The 20140-nt window shown below is 63.7% G+C and carries 17 protein-coding genes; all 17 read left to right on the top strand.

Going from position 1 to position 20140, the window contains the following annotated elements:
* Positions 1-72 precede the first annotated feature (72 nt).
* The 17 genes from aroC to purF all read left to right on the top strand — a co-directional run bounded on the left by aroC (position 73) and on the right by purF (position 20007).
* The gene (gene aroC, locus J2X56_RS08590; protein ID WP_121045020.1) at positions 73-1161 is read left to right on the top strand and encodes a chorismate synthase; all 1089 of its coding nucleotides are present in this window, start codon (positions 73-75) and stop codon (positions 1159-1161) included.
* Between the two features lie 174 nt (positions 1162-1335).
* Positions 1336-2157 carry a M48 family metallopeptidase gene (locus tag J2X56_RS08585; protein ID WP_199725127.1) on the top strand — a complete coding sequence of 274 codons (822 nt, stop codon included), beginning with the start codon at positions 1336-1338 and terminating at the stop codon, positions 2155-2157.
* 233 nt (positions 2158-2390) lie between these two features.
* Complete coding sequence (gene leuC, locus J2X56_RS08580) at positions 2391-3791, top strand: 3-isopropylmalate dehydratase large subunit (protein ID WP_121045015.1); 1401 nt, start codon at positions 2391-2393, stop codon at positions 3789-3791.
* A gap of 36 nt (positions 3792-3827) precedes the next feature.
* The gene (locus tag J2X56_RS08575; RefSeq protein ID WP_121045014.1) at positions 3828-3959 is read left to right on the top strand and encodes an entericidin A/B family lipoprotein; all 132 of its coding nucleotides are present in this window, start codon (positions 3828-3830) and stop codon (positions 3957-3959) included.
* Between the two features lie 115 nt (positions 3960-4074).
* Entirely contained in the window at positions 4075-4722 is a 648-nt protein-coding gene (gene leuD, locus J2X56_RS08570; protein ID WP_034333116.1) for a 3-isopropylmalate dehydratase small subunit, read from the top strand.
* Positions 4723-4838: 116 nt separating this feature from the next.
* Positions 4839-5909: a 3-isopropylmalate dehydrogenase gene (gene leuB, locus J2X56_RS08565; RefSeq protein WP_017452965.1), complete on the top strand. Its 1071-nt coding sequence runs from the start codon at positions 4839-4841 to the stop codon at positions 5907-5909.
* Between the two features lie 121 nt (positions 5910-6030).
* Complete coding sequence (asd, locus tag J2X56_RS08560) at positions 6031-7143, top strand: aspartate-semialdehyde dehydrogenase (RefSeq protein ID WP_039784953.1); 1113 nt, start codon at positions 6031-6033, stop codon at positions 7141-7143.
* Positions 7144-7603: 460 nt separating this feature from the next.
* Positions 7604-10312, top strand: coding sequence for a FimV/HubP family polar landmark protein (locus J2X56_RS08555; protein WP_310159605.1), 2709 nt, complete (start codon positions 7604-7606; stop codon positions 10310-10312).
* Between the two features lie 163 nt (positions 10313-10475).
* On the top strand, positions 10476-11384 hold the full coding sequence (locus J2X56_RS08550; RefSeq protein ID WP_310159603.1) for a tRNA pseudouridine synthase A: 909 nt from the start codon (positions 10476-10478) through the stop codon (positions 11382-11384).
* Between the two features lie 50 nt (positions 11385-11434).
* Entirely contained in the window at positions 11435-12103 is a 669-nt protein-coding gene (locus tag J2X56_RS08545) for a phosphoribosylanthranilate isomerase (RefSeq protein WP_204725770.1), read from the top strand.
* A 29-nt stretch (positions 12104-12132) separates the two neighbouring features.
* A complete protein-coding gene (gene trpB, locus J2X56_RS08540) occupies positions 12133-13392 on the top strand; it encodes a tryptophan synthase subunit beta (RefSeq protein ID WP_034331673.1) in 1260 nt (419 codons plus the stop codon).
* 77 nt (positions 13393-13469) lie between these two features.
* Complete coding sequence (gene trpA / locus J2X56_RS08535; protein ID WP_034331676.1) at positions 13470-14267, top strand: tryptophan synthase subunit alpha; 798 nt, start codon at positions 13470-13472, stop codon at positions 14265-14267.
* Positions 14268-14464: 197 nt separating this feature from the next.
* Positions 14465-15334: an acetyl-CoA carboxylase, carboxyltransferase subunit beta gene (gene accD / locus J2X56_RS08530; protein WP_034331674.1), complete on the top strand. Its 870-nt coding sequence runs from the start codon at positions 14465-14467 to the stop codon at positions 15332-15334.
* Positions 15335-15458: 124 nt separating this feature from the next.
* Positions 15459-16772 carry a bifunctional tetrahydrofolate synthase/dihydrofolate synthase gene (gene folC / locus J2X56_RS08525; protein ID WP_121045001.1) on the top strand — a complete coding sequence of 438 codons (1314 nt, stop codon included), beginning with the start codon at positions 15459-15461 and terminating at the stop codon, positions 16770-16772.
* Between the two features lie 106 nt (positions 16773-16878).
* Positions 16879-17856 (top strand): SPOR domain-containing protein, encoded by a 978-nt coding sequence (locus J2X56_RS08520; RefSeq protein WP_204725767.1) that lies wholly within the window; start codon positions 16879-16881, stop codon positions 17854-17856.
* Positions 17857-17890: 34 nt separating this feature from the next.
* The gene (locus J2X56_RS08515; RefSeq protein ID WP_121044998.1) at positions 17891-18391 is read left to right on the top strand and encodes a CvpA family protein; all 501 of its coding nucleotides are present in this window, start codon (positions 17891-17893) and stop codon (positions 18389-18391) included.
* A gap of 95 nt (positions 18392-18486) precedes the next feature.
* Entirely contained in the window at positions 18487-20007 is a 1521-nt protein-coding gene (gene purF, locus J2X56_RS08510; protein WP_088754955.1) for an amidophosphoribosyltransferase, read from the top strand.
* Positions 20008-20140 lie beyond the last annotated feature (133 nt).

The following is a 20140-nucleotide window of genomic DNA, read 5'->3' as shown; positions in this document are numbered from 1 at the left end:
TGGTGCGGCTCGTCGGCATCGGCCGAGGCTGGTAGAATCGCGGCTTCCCCTATTTTTTGCGCGAATTCCATCATGTCCGGCAATACCTTCGGCACGCTCTTCACCGTCACCACCTTCGGCGAATCCCACGGCCCGGCCATCGGCTGCGTGATCGATGGCTGCCCCCCGGGCATGACGCTGTCCGAAGCCGACATCCAGCCCGAACTGGACCGCCGCCGTCCCGGCACCTCGCGCCACGTGACCCAGCGCCAGGAGCCGGATACGGTGGAGATCCTCTCCGGCGTCTACGAAGGCAAGACCACCGGCACGCCGATTGCGCTCTTGATCCGCAACCAGGACCAGCGCAGCAAGGATTACGGCAACATCCTCGATACCTTCCGTCCCGGCCATGCCGACTACACCTACTGGCACAAGTACGGCATCCGCGATCCGCGCGGCGGCGGCCGTTCCTCGGCGCGCCTGACCGCCCCGGTAGTGGGCGCGGCGGCCATCGCCAAGAAGTGGCTGTTCGAGAAATACGGCACCACCTTCAAGGGCTGCATGAGCCAGCTGGGCGAGATCGCGATTCCCTTCGAATCCTGGGAGCACGTGCCCAACAACCCCTTCTTCGCCGCCAACGCCAGCATCATCGAACGCCTGGAAGACTACATGGATGGCCTGCGCAAGGAGGGCGATTCCATCGGCGCGCGCATCGACGTGGTGGCGCAGAACGTGCCGGTGGGCTTGGGCGAACCACTGTATGACAAGCTCGATGCCGAGATCGCCTACGCGCTCATGGGCATCAATGCGGTCAAGGGCGTGGAGATCGGCGCCGGTTTCGCTGCGGTGGCGCAGAAGGGTTCCGAGCACGGCGACGCGCTGACCCCGGAAGGTTTCGTCGGCAACAACGGCGGTGGCATCCTGGGCGGCATCTCGACCGGGCAGGACATCACGGCCTCGATTGCCATCAAGCCGACCTCCAGCATCCGCACGCCGCGCCCGTCCATCGACAAGAACGGCGAGCCGATCTCGGTGGAAACCTTCGGCCGCCACGATCCCTGCGTGGGCATTCGCGCTACCCCCATTGCCGAAGCCATGCTGGCCCTTGTGCTGATGGATCACGCCCTGCGTCATCGCGCACAATGCGGCGATGTGAAGGTTGAGACGCCGGCCCTGCGCTGAGCGGCCGGCAAGCCCTGCCAGGAAACCGGCCATCGCACATGCGGTCGCCGGTTTTTTCTTGTCTGAAACAATTTGCAAAGAGCCGGGTCGAAGCGGCTCACGGCTGACTGACGGCAACACGCACGCCAGCAGACCGGACCCGAGATCAATATCAATTACTCAATGGAGGCGGGCATGGTGCTCAAACCTATCTTCAAGAACAGTCTGCTGGCCGCAGCCCTGGTGGGGCTGGTGGCTTGCGAAACCGTACAAACCACGCAGGGCGGTGCCGTCGGCATCGATCGCAAGCAGCAGATGCTGGTGTCCTCGGCCGAGATGGAGGCCTCCTCGGCCAAGGAATACGCCCAGGTACTGGCCGAAGCCAAGAGCAAGGGCCTGCTCAACCGCAATGCCGCCCAGGCGCAGCGCGTGCGTACCATCGCCAACCGCCTGATCCCGCAGACCGGCGTGTTCCGCCCGGATGCGCTGAAGTGGAACTGGGAAGTCAACGTGCTGACCTCGGATGAGACCAATGCCTGGTGCATGCCGGGCGGCAAGATCGCGGTCTATACCGGCCTGATCGACAAGCTCAAGATCACCGACGACGAACTGGCGGCCGTGATGGGTCACGAGATCGCCCACGCCCTGCGCGAGCATGCCCGCGAGCGCGCTTCGCAGCAGGTGGTGGCCAATTCCGCCATTTCCATCGGTGCCGCGCTGCTGGGCCTGGGCGATGTCGGCAAGCAGGGCGGCCAATACCTGTACATGGGCCTGATGGGCTTGCCCAATTCGCGCGCCAACGAAACCGAAGCCGATCGCATCGGCGTGGAACTGGCCGCGCGCGGCGGCTATGACCCCAAGGCCGCCGTCACGCTGTGGCAGAAGATGGCCAGCCTGGGCGGCGATGAGCCGATGAAGTTCATGTCCACCCACCCCTCCAGCAGCGAGCGCATCGCCGACCTGACGGTCTACGCCCAGCGTGTGGAGCCGCTGTACCAGCAGACCCGCAAGCGCTGATCCCGGCGTTTTCGGGAAAGACCGAACCGGCATCGCTTCCTGCACGGAAGAAATGCCGGTTTTTTCATGTCTGCCGCAAGTTCTGCGCTTTTTCTGCTGCCTTGCAGCATTATTCCCTGTTGCTGCGACGCGGCGGAAAACACGGCAGGGAGGTCAGACCTGTCGCTTTATGGCATAATCAAACGCTATTTTTCCCGTTCAGCATCCCTTTCTCGTTTCCGCCGGACCGCAACATGCTCAAGACGCTTTACGACAAACTCTGGGAGTCGCACGTCGTTCATACGGAAGATGACGGTACCGCCATCCTGTATATCGACCGCCACCTGCTCCATGAAGTGACCAGCCCGCAAGCCTTCGAAGGCCTCAAGCTAGCCGGTCGCCAACCCTGGCGGAACTCGGCCAACCTGATGGTGGCGGACCATAACGTCCCCACCACTGACCGCGCCCAAGGCATCGCCGACCCGATCTCGCGCCTGCAGGTCGAAACGCTGGATGGCAATGCAAAAGAATTCAGCCTGACGTACTTCGGCATGAACGACAAGCGTCAAGGCATCGTGCACGTGATCGGCCCTGAGCAAGGTGCCACGCTGCCGGGCATGACGGTGGTCTGCGGCGACTCGCACACCTCCACCCACGGCGCGTTTGCCGCGCTGGCCCATGGCATCGGCACCTCCGAAGTCGAACACGTGCTGGCCACGCAGACTTTGCTGGCGCGCAAGTCCAAGGCCATGCTGGTGCAGGTCGACGGCGCGCTGCCGGCCGGCGTCACCGCCAAGGACATCGTGCTGGCCGTGATCGGCAAGATCGGTACCGCAGGCGGTACCGGCTACGCCATCGAATTCGCCGGGGCGACCATCCGTTCGCTGTCCATGGAAGGCCGCATGACGGTCTGCAACATGGCCATCGAAGCGGGTGCCCGTGCCGGCATGGTGGCCTTCGACGACACCACCCTGGAATACCTGAAGGGCCGTCCCTTCTCGCCCTCCGGTCCGCACTGGGAGCGCGCCGTGTCGTACTGGCGCACCCTGCATTCGGACCAGGGCGCCAAGTTCGACCTGGTCGTGACCCTGAATGCCGCCGAGATCAAGCCGCAAGTCACCTGGGGCACCTCGCCCGAGATGGTGGTGGCAGTCGACGCCCGCGTTCCCGATCCCGACAAGGAAAAGGACCCGACCAAGCGCGACGGCATGGAAAAGGCCTTGGCCTACATGGCCCTCAAGCCCAACACCCCCATTGAAGACATCCGCATCGACAAGGTCTTCATCGGTTCCTGTACCAATTCCCGCATCGAAGACCTGCGCGAAGCGGCCAAGGTGGTGCGTGGCAAGTTCCGCGCCTCCAACGTCAAGCTGGCGATGGTGGTGCCGGGTTCGGGCCTGGTGAAGGAACAGGCAGAACGTGAAGGTCTGGACAAGATCTTCCGCGATGCCGGCTTCGAATGGCGTGAACCGGGCTGCTCCATGTGCCTGGCCATGAATGCCGACCGCCTGGAACCGGGCGAGCGCTGCGCCTCGACCTCGAACCGCAATTTCGAAGGCCGGCAGGGCGCCGGTGGCCGTACTCACCTGGTGAGCCCGGCCATGGCCGCGGCGGCTGGCATTGCCGGTCACTTCGTGGACGTGCGTTCTCTGTAAGCACGGGCTTGTGAATCTTTTCGAGAGAATACAACCATGAAAAAAATCTCCGCTCTGGTTCTGCTGGCCGTCGCCCTGGGGGCGCTGGCTGGTTGCAATACCGTCAACGGCTTCGGCAAGGATGTCGAAAAGGTCGGCGAGAAGATGCAGGACGCCAGCAAGAAGTAAGCAGGACAGTGCAACAGGCTGCGGCCAGCGTGTCGCAGCTTCAGTTTTTGAACAGGAAACAGGAAGGGCAGGGCAGAGCAATCAGCAATCGCCCCGCCGACCCGAGGTCAAGCTCATGAATAAATTTATCGTGCATGAAGGACTGGTGGCGCCGCTGGATCGCGCCAACGTCGATACCGATGCGATCATCCCCAAGCAATTCCTGAAGTCGATCAAGCGCAGCGGCTTCGGCCCCAACCTGTTCGACGAATGGCGTTACCTGGACCATGGCGAGCCGGGCATGGACAACAGCAAGCGTCCGCTCAATCCCGATTTCGTGCTCAACCAGGAGCGTTATCAGGGTTCGTCCATCCTGTTGTCGCGCAAGAACTTCGGCTGCGGCTCCTCGCGCGAACACGCGCCCTGGGCGCTGGACCAGTACGGCTTCCGCGCCGTGATCGCGCCCAGCTTTGCCGACATCTTCTTCAACAACTGCTACAAGAACGGCCTGCTGCCCATCGTCCTGACCGAACAACAGGTCGATCACCTGTTCAATGAAGTCAAGGCCTTCCCGGGTTATCGCCTGGTCATCGACCTGGAAAAACAGGTCGTCAGCACCACCAATGGCAGCGAAGTCTATCCGTTCGACATCAGCGAATTCCGCAAGTACTGCCTGCTGAACGGTTTCGATGACATTGGCCTGACCCTACGCAAAGCCGACACCATTCGTGCCTACGAAGAGAAACACCTGCACGAACAGCCCTGGCTGAGCAACACGATCTGAAGAGGATCGTCGAGACAACAGCAAAGGGCGGTCAGATGGCCGCCCTTGTCGTTACTGTCGTTACTTATTCCAAGAACGTCTTCCAGCACGGCTGGAAACACTGAGAAAGAGAAACCATGAAGATTGCTATCCTGCCGGGTGACGGCATCGGTCCCGAGATCGTCGACGAAGCCGTCCGCGTGCTCAATGCCCTGGACGAGAAGTTCGAGATGGAAACCGCCCCGGTCGGCGGCGCCGGCTATGAAGCCCACGGCCATCCGCTGCCGGACGGCACCCTGAAGCTGGCCAAGGAAGCCGATGCGATTCTCTTCGGTGCGGTGGGCGACTGGAAGTACGACAAGCTGGAACGCGCCCTGCGCCCCGAGCAAGCCATCCTTGGCCTGCGCAAGCACCTGCAGCTGTTCGCCAACTTCCGTCCGGCGATCTGCTATCCGGAACTGACCGGTGCTTCTTCCCTGAAGCCCGAGCTGGTGGCCAACCTGGACATCCTGATCGTGCGCGAACTGAACGGCGACATCTATTTCGGTCAGCCGCGCGGCATGCGCGAAGCGCCGGACGGTCCGTTCAAGGGCGCTCGTGAAGGTTTTGATACCATGCGCTATTCGGAACCGGAAATCCGCCGCATCGCCCACGTCGCCTTCCAGGCCGCCGCCAAGCGCGGCAAGCGCCTGTGCAGCGTGGACAAGGCCAACGTGCTGGAAACCTTCCAGTTCTGGAAAGACATCGTCACCGAAGTCGGCAAGGAATACCCGGACGTCGAGCTGTCGCACATGTACGTGGACAACGCCGCCATGCAGCTGGTGAAGGCACCGAAGAACTTCGACGTCATCGTCACCGGCAACATGTTCGGCGACATCCTCTCGGACGCCGCCGCCATGCTGACCGGTTCGATCGGCATGCTGCCCTCGGCCTCGCTGGATGCCAACAACAAGGGCCTGTATGAACCTTCACACGGCTCGGCCCCGGACATCGCGGGCAAGGGCATCGCCAATCCGCTGGCGACCATCCTGTCGGCAGCGATGATGCTGCGCTTCTCCTTGAACCGTGCCGAGCAGGCCGATCGCATCGAGAACGCCGTGAAGAAAGTGCTTGCGCAAGGTCTGCGCACCGCCGATATTTATGAAGAAGGCTGCACCAAGGTCAACACCCAGCAGATGGGTGAAGCCGTGGTCAAGGCCCTCGCCTGAGATCAACGTCGCCTGGCCGCGCCCCAACCGGTGCGGCCAGGCGCTTGAAATGCCGGATGGTCCGGCGCAAATGTGTTCAATCTGATTTGTTCACCATGGAAGTTCTAAATAGGGAAAGATGATGAAACTGGTTGGTTTGGTTGGCTGGCGTGGAATGGTGGGTTCGGTCCTGATGCAACGCATGCAGGATGAAGGTGATTTCGATCACATCGAACCGGTGTTTTTCTCGACTTCGAATGCGGGCGGCAAGGCGCCGTCGTTTGCCAAAACGGCAACGACCCTGAAAGACGCCAACAGCATTGAAGAACTGAAGAAATGCGACATCATCATCACCGCACAGGGCGGCGACTACACCAATGAGATCTTCCCCAAGCTGCGCGCCGCTGGCTGGGATGGCTACTGGATCGACGCCGCTTCCTCGCTGCGCATGAAGGATGACGCCGTGATCGTGCTGGATCCTGTCAACAACAACGTCATCAAGGATGCGCTGGCCAAGGGTGTGAAGAACTACATCGGCGGCAACTGCACCAACTCCATCCTGCTGATGGGCGTGGGCGGCCTGTTCAAGGAAGGCCTGGTCGAGTGGGTCAGTTCCATGACCTACCAGGCCGCTTCCGGCGGCGGCGCCAACCACATGCGCGAGCTGTTGAAGGGCATGGGCGTCATCAACGCGGCGGTGGCCGATGAGCTGGCGACCCCGTCTTCGGCCATCCTGGACATCGACCGCAAGGTTGCCAAGACCATCCGTGAAGACGTGCCGACCGAATTCTTCGGCGCGCCGCTGGCTGGCGGCCTGATCCCCTGGATCGACGCCCAGCTGGAAAACGGCCAGTCCAAGGAAGAGTGGAAGGGCCAGGCTGAAGTCAACAAGATCCTGGGCAACGAGCAGATCATCCCGGTGGACGGCCTGTGCGTGCGTATCGGCGCGATGCGCTGCCATAGCCTGGCGCTGACCATCAAGCTCAAGCGCGACCTGCCCCTGGCCGAGATCGAGTCCATCATCCGTGCCGGCAACCAGTGGGTGAAGTGGGTGCCCAATGACCGCGCCGTCACGGTCAAGGAACTGACCCCGGCGTCCATCACCGGCGGCCTGGAAATCGGCGTGGGCCGCGTGCGCAAGCTGAACCAAGGGCCGGAATACATCTCCGCCTTCGTCATCGGCGACCAGCTGCTGTGGGGCGCGGCCGAACCGCTGCGCCGCATGCTGCGCATCATCCTGGGCAACCTGGAGTGATGCCGGCGGCCGGGATTCATCCCGGTCACTGCACCCGCTGCGTTGCTGCAATGCGAATAGGACTTGCCTTTCGCGTTGTCAGTCTGCAACAATAGCCCGCCAGCGTCCATGCGAGTGGATGCTGGCGGGTTTTTCTCATCTTGAGAAAGTAAGTACACTTGCGGGTGTAAGTTCTTGATGTTAATTTGAAAAGCCAATCCATTTCATGAAAGCCAACATGTGGCAGCGCCCCGGACGGACGCCTGCTGGATTTGATGAAATGGATCTGCTCCGTCCGCTGGCCTGCAAGAAAAGCCGTGAAAACAGCAAGCCGGCACGGACAAGGAGTGGCGCAGGCCGGGTTGCAGGCCGCGCGGCATCTGCCCCATTCACGGAGTGGTACGGCATTCCCAGGCCAGCACCGGGTTGAACGCCAGCGTGACGGGTTTGAAGCGGAACGTTTCTCTAAGCCAAACAAAACATGCCTGTACATACCAACAAGAAGCTTCCCCTGTCCCAGATGAAGACACTCAGCGTTGCCATCGCGCTGGCCATGGCCTTGCCGCTGGGGGCGCAGGCCGCCGCCCTGGGCAAGCTGACCGTGCTCTCGTCGCTGGGCCAGCCGCTGCGCGCGGAGATCGAGGTCACCGCCGTCGGTGCCGACGAGGCCGGCAAGCTCACGGCGCGCCTGGCCCCGGCGGAAGCCTTCCGCCGCGCCAACATGGACTACAACCCGGTGTTGAGTTCGCTGTCCATCGTGCTGGAGCAGCGGCAGGGACGTCATGTCATCCGCATCAGTTCGTCCCAGCCGGTCAGCGATCCCTTCGTCGACCTGTTGCTGGAACTGGGTTCGGGTGAAGCGCGGCAGTTGCGTGAATATACTTTCCTGCTCGATCCTCCGGACAGCAAGACCCCGCGCAACGCCCAGGTCGCGCCGCTGACACCGGGCAATGCGCAGGCCGCCACGGCGGCTGCGGCCGCGTCACCGGCCACACCGGCCGCCACCCCTGCGCCGGCTGCTGCGATGGCGGCACCTGCTGCGGCTGAACCCGCCGCAGCGCCTGCACCGGCTGCTGCGCCTGCCGCGGCTGCGCCGATGGCCAGTGCGGCGATCCCGGTCAGCGGTGAAGAGCCGGCCACCAGCATCGTGCAGCGTCCTGCTCCTTCGCCGCTGGCCGAAGAACTGATCCGCCGCCAGCAGGCCGCCCCCGAAAATACCCCGGCTTCGGCCAGCCCGGATGCCATGGCGGCCGCGCCGGCCGCCGGTCCTGCCGCCTCCGGCAGCGTGGCCGCCCCCGCAACAGCCCCGGCCGCGGCCAGTGGCGGCAAGAGCACCGATTATCGCGTCAAGCCCGGTGATACGCTGGGCAGCATCGCCAACCGCAACCAGCAGCCCAACGTCTCGCTGGATCAGATGCTGATTGCGCTGTACCGCGCCAATCCGGACGCATTCCAGGGCAACAACATCAACCGTCTGCGGGCGGGCAAGATCCTGTCGATCCCCGACCAGCCCACGGCTGCCGCCGTCGACCGCGACGAAGCGCGCGGCATGGTCGTTGCGCAGGCCCAGGACTTCAACGCCTACCGCAACAAGTTGGCAGGCCAGGTCGCCAATGCGCCGGCCGGCAAGGCGGGCAGCAATCGCCAGAGCGGCGGGGGCAAGATCACCGCCCGGGTAGAGGAGCGTTCCGGCACCCAGGATGCACGGGACCGCCTGGAGCTCTCGCGCGCCAACAAGGGCCGTGGCAAGACTGGCAACGCGGGCGCCGCTGCCGAGGACAAGGCGGCCAGCGAACGTGCGCTGGCCGAAGCCAATGACCGCGTCAAGGATCTGGAAAAGAACGTCGACAACCTCCAGAAACTGCTGGAGCTGAAGAACAAGACCATCGCCGACCTTACCGCACAGCAGCAGAAGGAGGCCGAGGCCGCCAAGCCGGCAGCTGCTGCGGCGGCAACGGCCGCGCCTGCCGCCGACAAGCCGGCCGAGGGTGGCGACACCAAGCCCGAGGACAAGCCGATGCCGGCCGCTGCGCCTGCCCCGGCTCCCGTGGCTGCGCCGGCCACTGCGACGCCCGCAGCGGCGGCTCCGGCGGACAAGTCTGCCAAGTCCGGTGGTTTCGTCGACAAGATCAAGGAAAATCCCTACATCGTGGCCGGTGCGGGCGTCCTGGTCGCGCTGCTGGCAGTCGGTGGCGGCGTGCTGGCCATGCGCCGCCGCAAGAAGAAGTCCGAGGACGGACCGGCTGAACCTGCCATCGAGCCTGAGCCTGCGCCTTCACCTGAACCCGTGGCGGCGGTGGCTGCCGTCGCACCCGAGCCCGAGCCTGAATCTGAGCCCGCTCCGGTGGCCGAGCCCGAGCCCGCCGCCGAAGCTGTCGTGGCACCGGTGGTGGCGGCACCTGTCGAAGAGCCGCCGGTCGACCCGATCGCCGAGGCCGACATGTACATCGCCTATGGCCGCGACGAACAGGCCGAGGACATCCTCAAGCTGGCCCTGCAGACGCAGCCCGAGCGCCAGGCCCTGCACGCCAAGCTGCTGGAGATCTATGCCAAGCGCGGCGACGTGGACAATTTCAACCGCGTGGCGCTGAACCTGCATGCCCTGAGCGGTGGCCTCAACGAAGCCTGGGTCAAGGCGGCTGCACTGGGCCTCACCATCGATCCGACCAATCCGCTGTATGGTGGCACACCGGCCGAGCCGGAGCCTGAGCCGGAAGAAGCTCCGGGCATGGAATTCGACCTGTCCGACTTCAAGGCGGCCGAGGTACAGCCGGAAGCCACGCCGGCGCCGGCGGCCGCCATGGACCTGGGCAAGGACATCGATTTCGACCTGGATCTGGAAAACGGCGCCAAGCCGGATGCCGACGAGCCCATCCTGCCGGCCTCCAGCGGCGCGGCCTCGGCCTCGATGCTGCTGGACAGCCTGGACGATGCGCCGGCGGCTACGACCCTGGCCGATCTGGACCTGAGCCTGCCGGAAGACACTCCGGCCCCGTCGGCGGCCAACATCCTGGAAGAAGACGAGGAATCGGCCTTCGAGCAGGAAATGACCACCAAGCTGGACCTGGCCGCCGCCTATGAAGAAATCGGCGACAAGGAAGGCGCCCGCGAATTGCTGGAAGAAGTGATGCGCGGCGGCAATGACGCCCAGGTGGCGCGCGCCAAGGCCATGATCGCCGCCCTGGGCTGATCCCGGCATCAGGAGCGATTACAATAGCTTCATCTCGCGGGCAGCTCGCATGAGCTGCCCGTTCGTTTTTTATCGTGCCGCCAGACCGTGGTGTGTGGGCTGTATGAAGCTTTCTGCAGGCTTGCGCAGGAACCCGGCCGCTTGCGGCAGGCAGTGAACATCCATGACAGAACTTTCTTCCCCGTCCGAGGGCCTGCGCCGTGTGGTGCTGGGCGTGCAATATGACGGCGCCAGCTGGCAGGGCTGGCAGACCCAGCCGCACCGCCAGACCGTGCAGGACCAGCTGGAAGCCGCCCTGCGGCGCTTCAGCACGACTCCGATTGCCACCACCTGCGCCGGCCGCACTGATTCGGGCGTCCACGCGCTGGAGCAGGTCGTGCATTTCGACACGGCCATTGCCCGCGACAGCTTTTCCTGGGTGCGTGGCACCAATGCGTTTTTGCCGCCCACGATCGCGGTGCGCTGGGCTTGCGAACGGCCCTGGGTGGATGACGCGGCCATCGCCGGCGCCAGCGCTGCGGCCCAGGCGGCCGAGTTGCACGGGGCCGAGCGGGAAGGGGCGGAGAGCCTGGCGCAGTTCGGCTTCCATGCACGTTTTTCGGCCATCGCCCGTACTTATCACTACGTGCTCTACAACCACGCGGTGCGCTCGCCGCTGCTGGCCGGCAAGGCTGGCTGGACTTTCCGCCCGCTGGACGCTGACCGCATGCACCGCGCCGCGCAATACCTGATCGGTGAACATGACTTCACCAGCTTCCGCGCCGTGGAGTGCCAGGCCAAGTCGCCGGTGCGCAAGATGGAAAGCATCGCCGTGCGCCGCCATGGCGACATGATCGTTTTCACCCTCAAGGCCAATGCCTTCCTGCACCACATGGTGCGCAACATCGTCGGTTCGCTGATCGTGGTCGGCAGCGGCAAGCACGGACCGGAATGGATGGGGGAGGTGCTGGCCCTGCGCGATCGCAGCCGCGCCGCACCGACTTTTATGCCAGACGGCCTGTACCTGGCGCGGGTCGACTATCCGGATAGCTGGGCGCTGCCGCAGGAGGCGCGGTCCTGGCCCTGGTTGTGAGGCTGTCAGCCGCCAGGCCCGTAGAAGTTTTCACCCATGAGGCAATCTCCATGAGCTTTCGTACCCGCATCAAGATCTGTGGCCTGACCCGTGAAGAAGATGTCCGCGCCACCGTGGCCGCCGGCGCCGATGCGCTGGGCCTGGTGTTCTATCCCAAGAGCCCGCGCTACGTGACGCCGCAGCGTGCCGGCGAGCTGGCTGCAGCTGTCCCGCCCTTCGTGAGCATCGTCGGCCTGTTCGTCAACCCGACGCTGGAGGAGGTGCAGGAGGTGCTGCTTGAGGCACCGCTGACGGTACTGCAGTTCCACGGTGACGAGACGCCCGAGCAGTGCGCTGCCATCGCCGAAGCTGTTGTCAGACCCTTCATACGCGCGGCCAGAATAGGAAGTTCGACGCAGCCCGCAGATTTGTTAGAATACGAGCAGGCATATCGCTCTGTCAGTCCTTTATTTACCGGACTGCTGCTCGACACCTTGGTCGAGGAGTATGGCGGCAGCGGAAAGGTTTTCGATTGGTCTCTCATTCCAAAAGAACTCGCGCCTCGGGCCGTTTTGAGTGGTGGCTTGAGCGTACACAACGTCACTGAGGCGGTCGCTGGCGTTCGCCCTTACGCGGTCGACATCAGCAGTGGCGTCGAAGCCGCCAAGGGCATCAAGGATGCCGCCAGGATAGAGGCCTTCATCCAGGCCGTGCGTCTGGCGGATGCTACCCCTGCGTAGCACACCCCACAGAGTTTCAGAGGAACACCATGAAAGAATTGAATCCCCTCGGCGGTTTCGCCGAGCGTCAAGCCATTCCCGCCGCAGCCCTGCACCAGACGGCCCATTACAACCTGCCCGACGCCCGCGGCCACTTCGGTCCCTACGGCGGCAGCTTCGTCTCCGAGACGCTGACCCTGGCCTTGAACGAGCTGCGCGACGCCTATGCGAAATATCAGCACGATGAACAGTTCCTGGCCGAATTCCATACCGAACTGAAACATTTCGTCGGCCGCCCCAGCCCCGTGTATCACGCCAAGCGCTGGTCCGAGATCGCCGGCGGCGCGCAGATCTACTTCAAGCGCGAAGACCTGAACCACACCGGCGCCCACAAGATCAACAACGTGATCGGCCAGGCCTTGCTGGCCAAGCGCATGGGCAAGAAGCGCATCATCGCCGAGACCGGCGCCGGCCAGCACGGCGTGGCGACCGCCACCATCTGTGCGCGCTTCGGCATGGAATGCATCGTCTACATGGGCAGCGAAGACGTGAAGCGCCAGCTGCAGAACGTCTACCGCATGAACCTGCTGGGTGCCAAGGTGGTGCCGGTGGAATCCGGTTCCAAGACCCTGAAGGATGCGCTCAATGAAGCCATGCGCGACTGGGTCACCAACGTCGAGACCACCTTCTACATCATCGGTACCGTCGCCGGTCCGCACCCCTATCCGATGATGGTGCGCGACTTCCAGTCGGTGATTGGCAACGAGTGCATCCAGCAGATGCCGGAAATCGCCTCGCGCCAGCCGGACTACGTGGTGGCCTGCGTCGGTGGCGGTTCCAACGCCATGGGCATCTTCTATCCCTACATCGACTATCCGGACGTCAAGCTGGTCGGCGTGGAAGCCGCCGGCGACGGCCTGGACACCGGCCGTCACTCGGCCTCGCTGACCCTGGGCTCGCCCGGCGTGCTGCACGGCAACCGCACTTACCTGCTGCAGGATGCCAACGGCCAGATCATCGAGACCCATTCGGTCTCGGCCGGCCTGGATTATCCGGGCGTGGGTCCGGAACACGCCTGGCTGAAGGACAGCGCCCGCGCCAGCTACGCCTGCATCACTGATGAAGAAGCGCTGGAAGCCTTCCATAACTGCTGCCGCATCGAAGGCATCATCCCGGCGCTGGAGTCCAGCCATGCCCTGGCCCATGCGGCCAAGCTGGCGGCGACCTTGCCCAAGGACCAGATCGTGCTGGTCAACTTGTCCGGCCGTGGGGACAAGGACATGCATACCGTGCAACAGCATCAGGGTTGATCGGCCCAGCTGGCCCGCACGTGCCGGTCGGCTCTTTGGAGCCGGTCGGCAGTTTCGACAAAAAACTTCATATCATCATGTCCAGAATCCAGACCACCTTTTCCCAACTGGCCGAGCAGAAGCGCAAGGCGCTCATTACCTTCATTACCGCCGGTGACCCGGCCCCCGAGCTGACCGTGCCGCTGCTGCACGCGCTGGTGGCCGGCGGCGTCGACATCCTCGAACTGGGCGTGCCGTTCTCCGACCCCATGGCCGAAGGCCCGGTGATCCAGCGCGCCTGCGAACGCGCCCTGAAATTCGGCATTAGCACCCACGACGTGCTGGGCTACGTGCGCGAATTCCGCAAGACCAACAGCCACACCCCCATCGTGCTGATGGGCTATGCCAATCCCATCGAACGCTTTGGCGTGGATGCCTTCATCGCAGCGGCCAGCGAGGCGGGCGTGGATGGCACCATCGTGGTGGACTATCCGCCCGAGGAATGTGAAGAATTCTCCCAAAAGATGCAGGCCAGGGGCATGGACCCGATCTTCCTGCTGGCCCCGACCTCTTCGGAAGAACGTATCCGCCAGGTGGCGGCCGTCAGCAGCGGCTTCTGCTATTACGTTTCGTTGAAGGGCGTCACCGGCGCCGGCCACATCGACACGGCCGAAGTGGCCGAGCGCATCGCCGCCATCCGCCAGCACGTGAAGCTGCCCATCGCGGTGGGCTTCGGCATCCGTGATGGCGCAACCGCCCGCACCGTCGGCAGCGTGGCCGATGCGGTCGTGATCGGCAGCCGCATCATTGCCGAACTGGAAAATACCCCGCATGACCAGGCCTGCGCAGCCGTGCAAGCCTTCGTCACCGATATCCGCCAGGCGCTGGACGCCTGAGCGGCAGCGTCCCGGTCCGGCAGGGCAGGGGAGCGCAATGAGGAGCCTCCGGCAGCGTCCGGAGGCTTTGTTTTTTGATACGGCGCAAGCGGGCAGCGTGAATTTACTTGCTCGCCGGAAAGCATGACCGTGCTTTACGTCCGCCGCCGGTGGGCTCTGGTACAATGCGCGCCACCGGAAACATCTATGAGGTCTCTATGAGCTGGCTCGAGAAGTTATTGCCACCCCAGATTCAACGCGGCTCCACCAGCCGCAAAGCCATCCCGGAAGGTTTGTGGGTCAAGTGCCCCTCCTGCGAGGCCGTGCTGTACCGTACCGACCTGGAATCGAACCTGCATGTCTGCCCCAAGTGCAGCCACCACATGCGCATCCGCGCCCGCGCTCGTCTCGATGCCCTGCTCGACGAAGGCGGCCGCTATGAGATCGGCCAGGAAGCCCTGCCGGTCGATACCCTGAAGTTCAAGGACAGCAAGAAGTACCCCGATCGCCTGAAGGACGCCATGGAATCCACCGGCGAAACCGACGCCATGGTGGTCATGGGCGGCGCCATCATGACCCTGCCGGTCGTGGTGGCCTGCTTCGAGTTCGAATTCATGGGCGGTTCCATGGGCTCCGTGGTCGGCGAGCGCTTTGCGCGCGGTGCCCAGGCGGCATTGGAACAGAAGGTCCCCTTCATCTGCATCACCGCCACGGGTGGCGCGCGCATGCAGGAAGGCCTGCTGTCGCTGATGCAGATGGCCAAGACCACCGCCATGCTGACCAAGCTGTCGGAAAAGAAGCTGCCCTTCATCAGCGTGCTGACCGACCCGACCATGGGCGGCGTCTCGGCGTCCTTCGCCTTCATGGGCGACGTGGTGATGGCCGAACCCAAGGCCCTGATCGGCTTTGCCGGCCCGCGCGTGATCGAGAACACGGTGCGCGAGAAGCTGCCGGAAGGCTTCCAGCGTGCTGAATTCCTGGTCACCAAGGGCGCCATCGACATGATCGTCGACCGCCGCAAGATGCGCGAGGAAATCGCCCATCTGCTGGCCCTGCTGCAAAATCAGTCCGCCGAAACGGTTTCCTGATTAGCCGCTATACTTCAGGCCCGGATTTGCAGAAGTGCAAATCCGGGCTTTGTCTTTTCGACATCCGCAAGCCGTAATCCGTAATCCGTTTTTCGAGCAGCAGCTTCACCGACCGAGACGCGCCATGACTTCCCAAGCCTCCCCGACTCCCGCCACCTTGAACGAATGGCTGGCCCTGCTGGAACAACGCCACTTCAAGCAGATCGACATGGGCCTGGACCGCGTGCTGGCCGTCAAGGAAAAGCTCGACATCCGCTTCGACTGCCCCGTCATCATGGTGGCCGGCACCAATGGCAAGGGTTCCACCTGCGCCATGCTGGAATCCATCCTGCTGCGCGCCGGTTATCGCGTGGGCCTGTACATCAAGCCGCATTTCCTGCATTTCAATGAGCGCGCCCGCCTGTCCGGCGACATGGCCAGCGATGCCCAGCTGATCGCCGCCTTCGAGGCGGTGGAGGCCCAGCGCGGCGACATCTCGCTGACCTATTTCGAATTCACCACCCTGGCCATCATGAAGCTGCTGGCCGATGCCCGGCAGGATGTGGTGATCCTGGAAGTCGGTCTGGGCGGCCGCCTGGATGCGGTCAACGTGATCGATGCCGATGTGGCCATCGTCACCAGCATCGACATCGACCACACCGAATACCTGGGCGAGACGCGCGAAGAGATCGGTTTCGAGAAAGCCGGCATCTTCCGTCCCGGCAAGGTCGCCGTGTGTGGCGACCCGGTGCCGCCCAAGTCGCTCATCGCTCACGCCGAGAAGATCGGTGCAGACCTGTGGCTCATGGGCCGCGACTTCAACTACCAGGGCGACAAGCAGCAATGGGCCTATGGCGGGCGCGGCATGCGCCGCAATTCGCTGGCCTATCCCAGCCTGCGCGGTGCCAACCAGATCCTCAACGCCTCGGCCGCCCTGGCTGCGCTGGAAGCCCTGCGCGAAGTGCTGCCGGTGGGTGCCCAGGAGGTGCGCACCGGCCTGGCCACGGTGGAGCTGCCGGGCCGCTTCCAGGTGCTGCCGGGCCAGCCGCTGGTGATCCTGGATGTGGCCCACAACCCGCATGCGGCCGCCACGCTGGCGCAGAACCTGGACAACATGGGCTTCCACCCCTACACCTACGCGGTGTTCGGCTCCATGCTGGACAAGGACATCGAAGGCGTCATCGGCCACCTCAAGGACAAGATCGATCACTGGTGCGTGACCGATCTGCCGCTGCCGCGCGCGGCCAGCGCGCAACAGCTCAAGGAAGCCCTGCTGGGGGCCGGCGTGCAGCCGGAATTCAGGCGGGACGCGGCACGCAGCGTAGAAACCTTCACTACACCGGCGGAGGCGTATGCAAATGCATTAAGCAGAGCAGGGGAGAATGATAGAATTGTGGTTTTCGGGTCCTTCCTGACCGTAGCCGGCGTCATGCAGGCGCGCCGCCCCGGTCTGCACTGATTCCGAACCCGCGTTCCGGAGCCGGCCGTCCTTGCCAGACGGTGCCAGGACCTGAGTGGCCAGGCAGGTTTTCCACGATTTCCAGATCAATTCAAGACGACTCCGCATGGGCTTGTTCTCGTTTTTCCGTAAAAACAAGCAGGATTCTTCTGCTGACCAAGGGTCCTTCCGTTCACGTTCCGAGGAGCAATCTTCCGTCATCCGCAGCCGTAGCAGCCGCAGTGCGGCCGGTGGTGCCGCCGGTTCTGCCCGCAGCAGCCGCAGCAAGGCCGGCAAGGATGCCGCCGCCGATCCGCTGTTGCCGGAAAAGAAACGTGCCCGCCGCCGCCTGATCGGTGCCGTCGCGCTGACGCTGGCCGTGGTGATCGTGTTGCCGATGATCCTCGATTCCGAGCCCAAGCCGCTCAACGACGACATCGCCATCCAGATCCCGTCCAAGGACCAGCCGGCTTCCGGCGTGGCCCAGCCGGGTGGCCGTGATGCCAAGCAGGCTTCGCTGGACCAGAAGGAAGAGATCGTCGAGCCGTCCAGCATCGCCCCTGAGCCCGCAGCAGCGGCCACGCCGGCTGCCCCGGCCCAGCCGGTGACGCCGCCGGTGGCTGCCGTGGCACCCAAGGTGGTCGAGAAGCCAGCTGACAAGCCGGTGGAAAAGCATACTGAAAAGCCCGCCCCCAAGGCCGAGGAAAAGAAGCCGGCCGTGGCCGAGCACAAGGAAGAACCGAAGAAGGAAGCCGCCAAGCCCAAGGCGCCTGCGCACACTGCCGACGACGATGCCGCACGTGCGCTGGCCATTCTCGAGGGCAAGCCGGCCAGTGCCGCTGCGGCCCCGGCGGAAAAGAAACCGGCCGCGGCCGGTGGCAAGTTCGTCATCCAGGTGGCTGCGCTGGCCACCCAGGACAAGGTCAATGAATTGCGCAACAAGCTCAGCGCCGCTGGCATCCATTCGTACACGCAAAAGATCGCAACCGAGGCAGGAGAGCGCACGCGGATTCGCGTCGGCCCCTTCGCCAGCCGCGAGGAAGCCGAACGCATGGGCGGCCGAATCAAGAAGCTGGGCCTGAATGCCACGATTGTTCCTGCTTGAATTTGGCTACAGATAGCCGCATATTGTTGTCATCGTGACGATATTTGACTACCTGGTGCTGCTGATCCTTGTCTGTTCAGTGATCATCGGCACCCTGCGCGGACTGGTGCGCGAGGTGTTGTCGCTGGCCGGCTGGATTGTCGCGCTGGTGGTGGCCAATACTTATGGCGAGGCGCTGTCGGGCATGTTGCCGGATGTGGTGCCCGGTGAACTGACCCGCTTGATCGTGGCCTTCATTGCGCTCTTCATCGGCACGCGCCTGTTGATGGCGCTGGTGGCCAAGACGCTGGGCGAGCTGGTCAAGGCGACCGGCCTGGGTTTCCTCGATCGCACGCTGGGCAGCATTTTCGGTGTGGCGCGCGGGGTATTGCTGGTGGTGGCGGTGGCCTTGCTGTGCGGTACCACGGCCATTCCGCAACAGGATTTCTGGAAGCAGGCGCGCTTCAGTCCCTGGGTCGAGCAGGCCGCCGAAGCGGTGCTGCCCTACCTGCCGGGCAAGCTGGCCGAGCATGTGAGTTTTTCCACTCCGGTGTGAGCGGATGGGCGCCCCGTGGCGGGGACCACCGGATCGCGGGAGTGGCGTGGCAGTCGTGGTTCATTTTCGTTTTCGTTTTTCGTTAGGAGTCCACCATGTGTGGCATCGTCGGTATCGTCTCTCATAGTCCCGTCAACCAGATGCTGTATGACGCGCTGCTGCTGCTGCAGCACCGCGGCCAGGATGCGGCGGGGATCGCAACCAACCACAGCAACGGTTTCTCGATGCACAAGGCCAATGGCCTGGTGCGCGACGTGTTCCGTACCCGCAACATGCGCTCGCTGCCCGGCAACACCGGCATCGGCCAGGTGCGCTATCCGACCGCAGGCAGCTCGTCCTCGGAAGAAGAAGCGCAGCCCTTCTACGTCAATGCCCCCTTCGGCATCATCCTGGCGCACAACGGCAACCTGACCAATGCGGAACAGTTGAAGATCGAGATGTTCAAGAACGATCGCCGCCACATCAACACCGATTCCGATACCGAAGTGCTGTTGAACGTGCTGGCCCACGAGATCCAGCAAGCCACCACCGGCTACTCGCTGGACCCGGCGGCGCTCTTCAAGGCCGTCGCTATGGTCCACAAGCGCGTGCGCGGCTCCTACGCCGTGGTGGCGCAGATCGCCGGTTACGGTCTGCTGGGCTTCCGCGATCCGTACGGCATCCGTCCGATGTGCCTGGGCTTCAACGAGAGCGACAAGGGCATCGAATACATGATGGCCAGCGAATCGGTGGCCCTGGAAGGCATGGGCTTCCGCTTCCTGCGCGACGTCAACCCGGGTGAAGCGATCTTCATCGACAACGACGGCAAGCTGTACAACCAGCAATGCGCCGAGAACCCGACGCTGAACCCCTGCGCCTTTGAATACGTCTACCTGGCTCGTCCGGACTCCATCATCGATGGCGCTTCGGTCTACGCCACCCGTCTCAAAATGGGCGAATTCCTGGCCGACAAGATCCGCAGCCAGTTCAAGCATGGCGAGATCGACGTGGTCATGCCGATTCCCGATTCTTCGCGTCCGGCGGCCATGGAACTGGCGTTGAAGCTGGGCATCGAGTACCGCGAAGGCTTCATCAAGAATCGCTACATCGGCCGTACCTTCATCATGCCGGGCCAGGCGCTGCGCAAGAAGTCGGTGCGCCAGAAGCTCAACGCCATCGGCAGCGAATTCAAGGGCAAGAACGTGCTGCTGGTGGATGACTCCATCGTGCGCGGCACCACCAGCCGTGAAATCGTGCAGATGGCCCGCGAGTCGGGGGCCAAGAACGTGATCTTCGCGTCGGCCGCGCCGCCGGTGAAGTTCCCCAACGTGTACGGCATCGACATGCCGACCCGTGACGAACTGATCGCCTTCGGCCGCAGCGACGAAGAAGTCTGCCGCGAGATCACCGCCGACGCCCTGGTGTACCAGGATGTGGAAGCCCTGAAGCGTGCCATCTCCGACGCCAACCCGGCCCTGAAGCAATTCGAGGCCTCCTGCTTCGATGGTCACTACATCACCGGCGACATCACCCAGGAATACCTGGACCGCATCGAATACGCCCGCAAGAATCCCAAGCCGGCGCTGGAAGATGTGGTGCGTTCCCAGCTGAACCTGAACCTGGCGCGCGTGGACTGATCCCCGCCGTCTGATTCCAGGCTGGACCAGGACGCCGGTGGCCGCTTTGGCGGCACCGGCGTTTTGCGTTGATGGGCCATGCAAACCAGCCGACAGGAATCTGGCTTATCATTTTGCCCTTGGCCGTGCGCCG

This window comes from Herbaspirillum sp. 1173 (assembly GCF_031455335.1).
In the GTDB taxonomy this organism is placed as follows: domain Bacteria; phylum Pseudomonadota; class Gammaproteobacteria; order Burkholderiales; family Burkholderiaceae_D; genus Herbaspirillum; species Herbaspirillum huttiense.
Note: the sequence above shows the minus strand (reverse complement) of the source record. Positions and strands in the feature narration are given on the sequence as shown.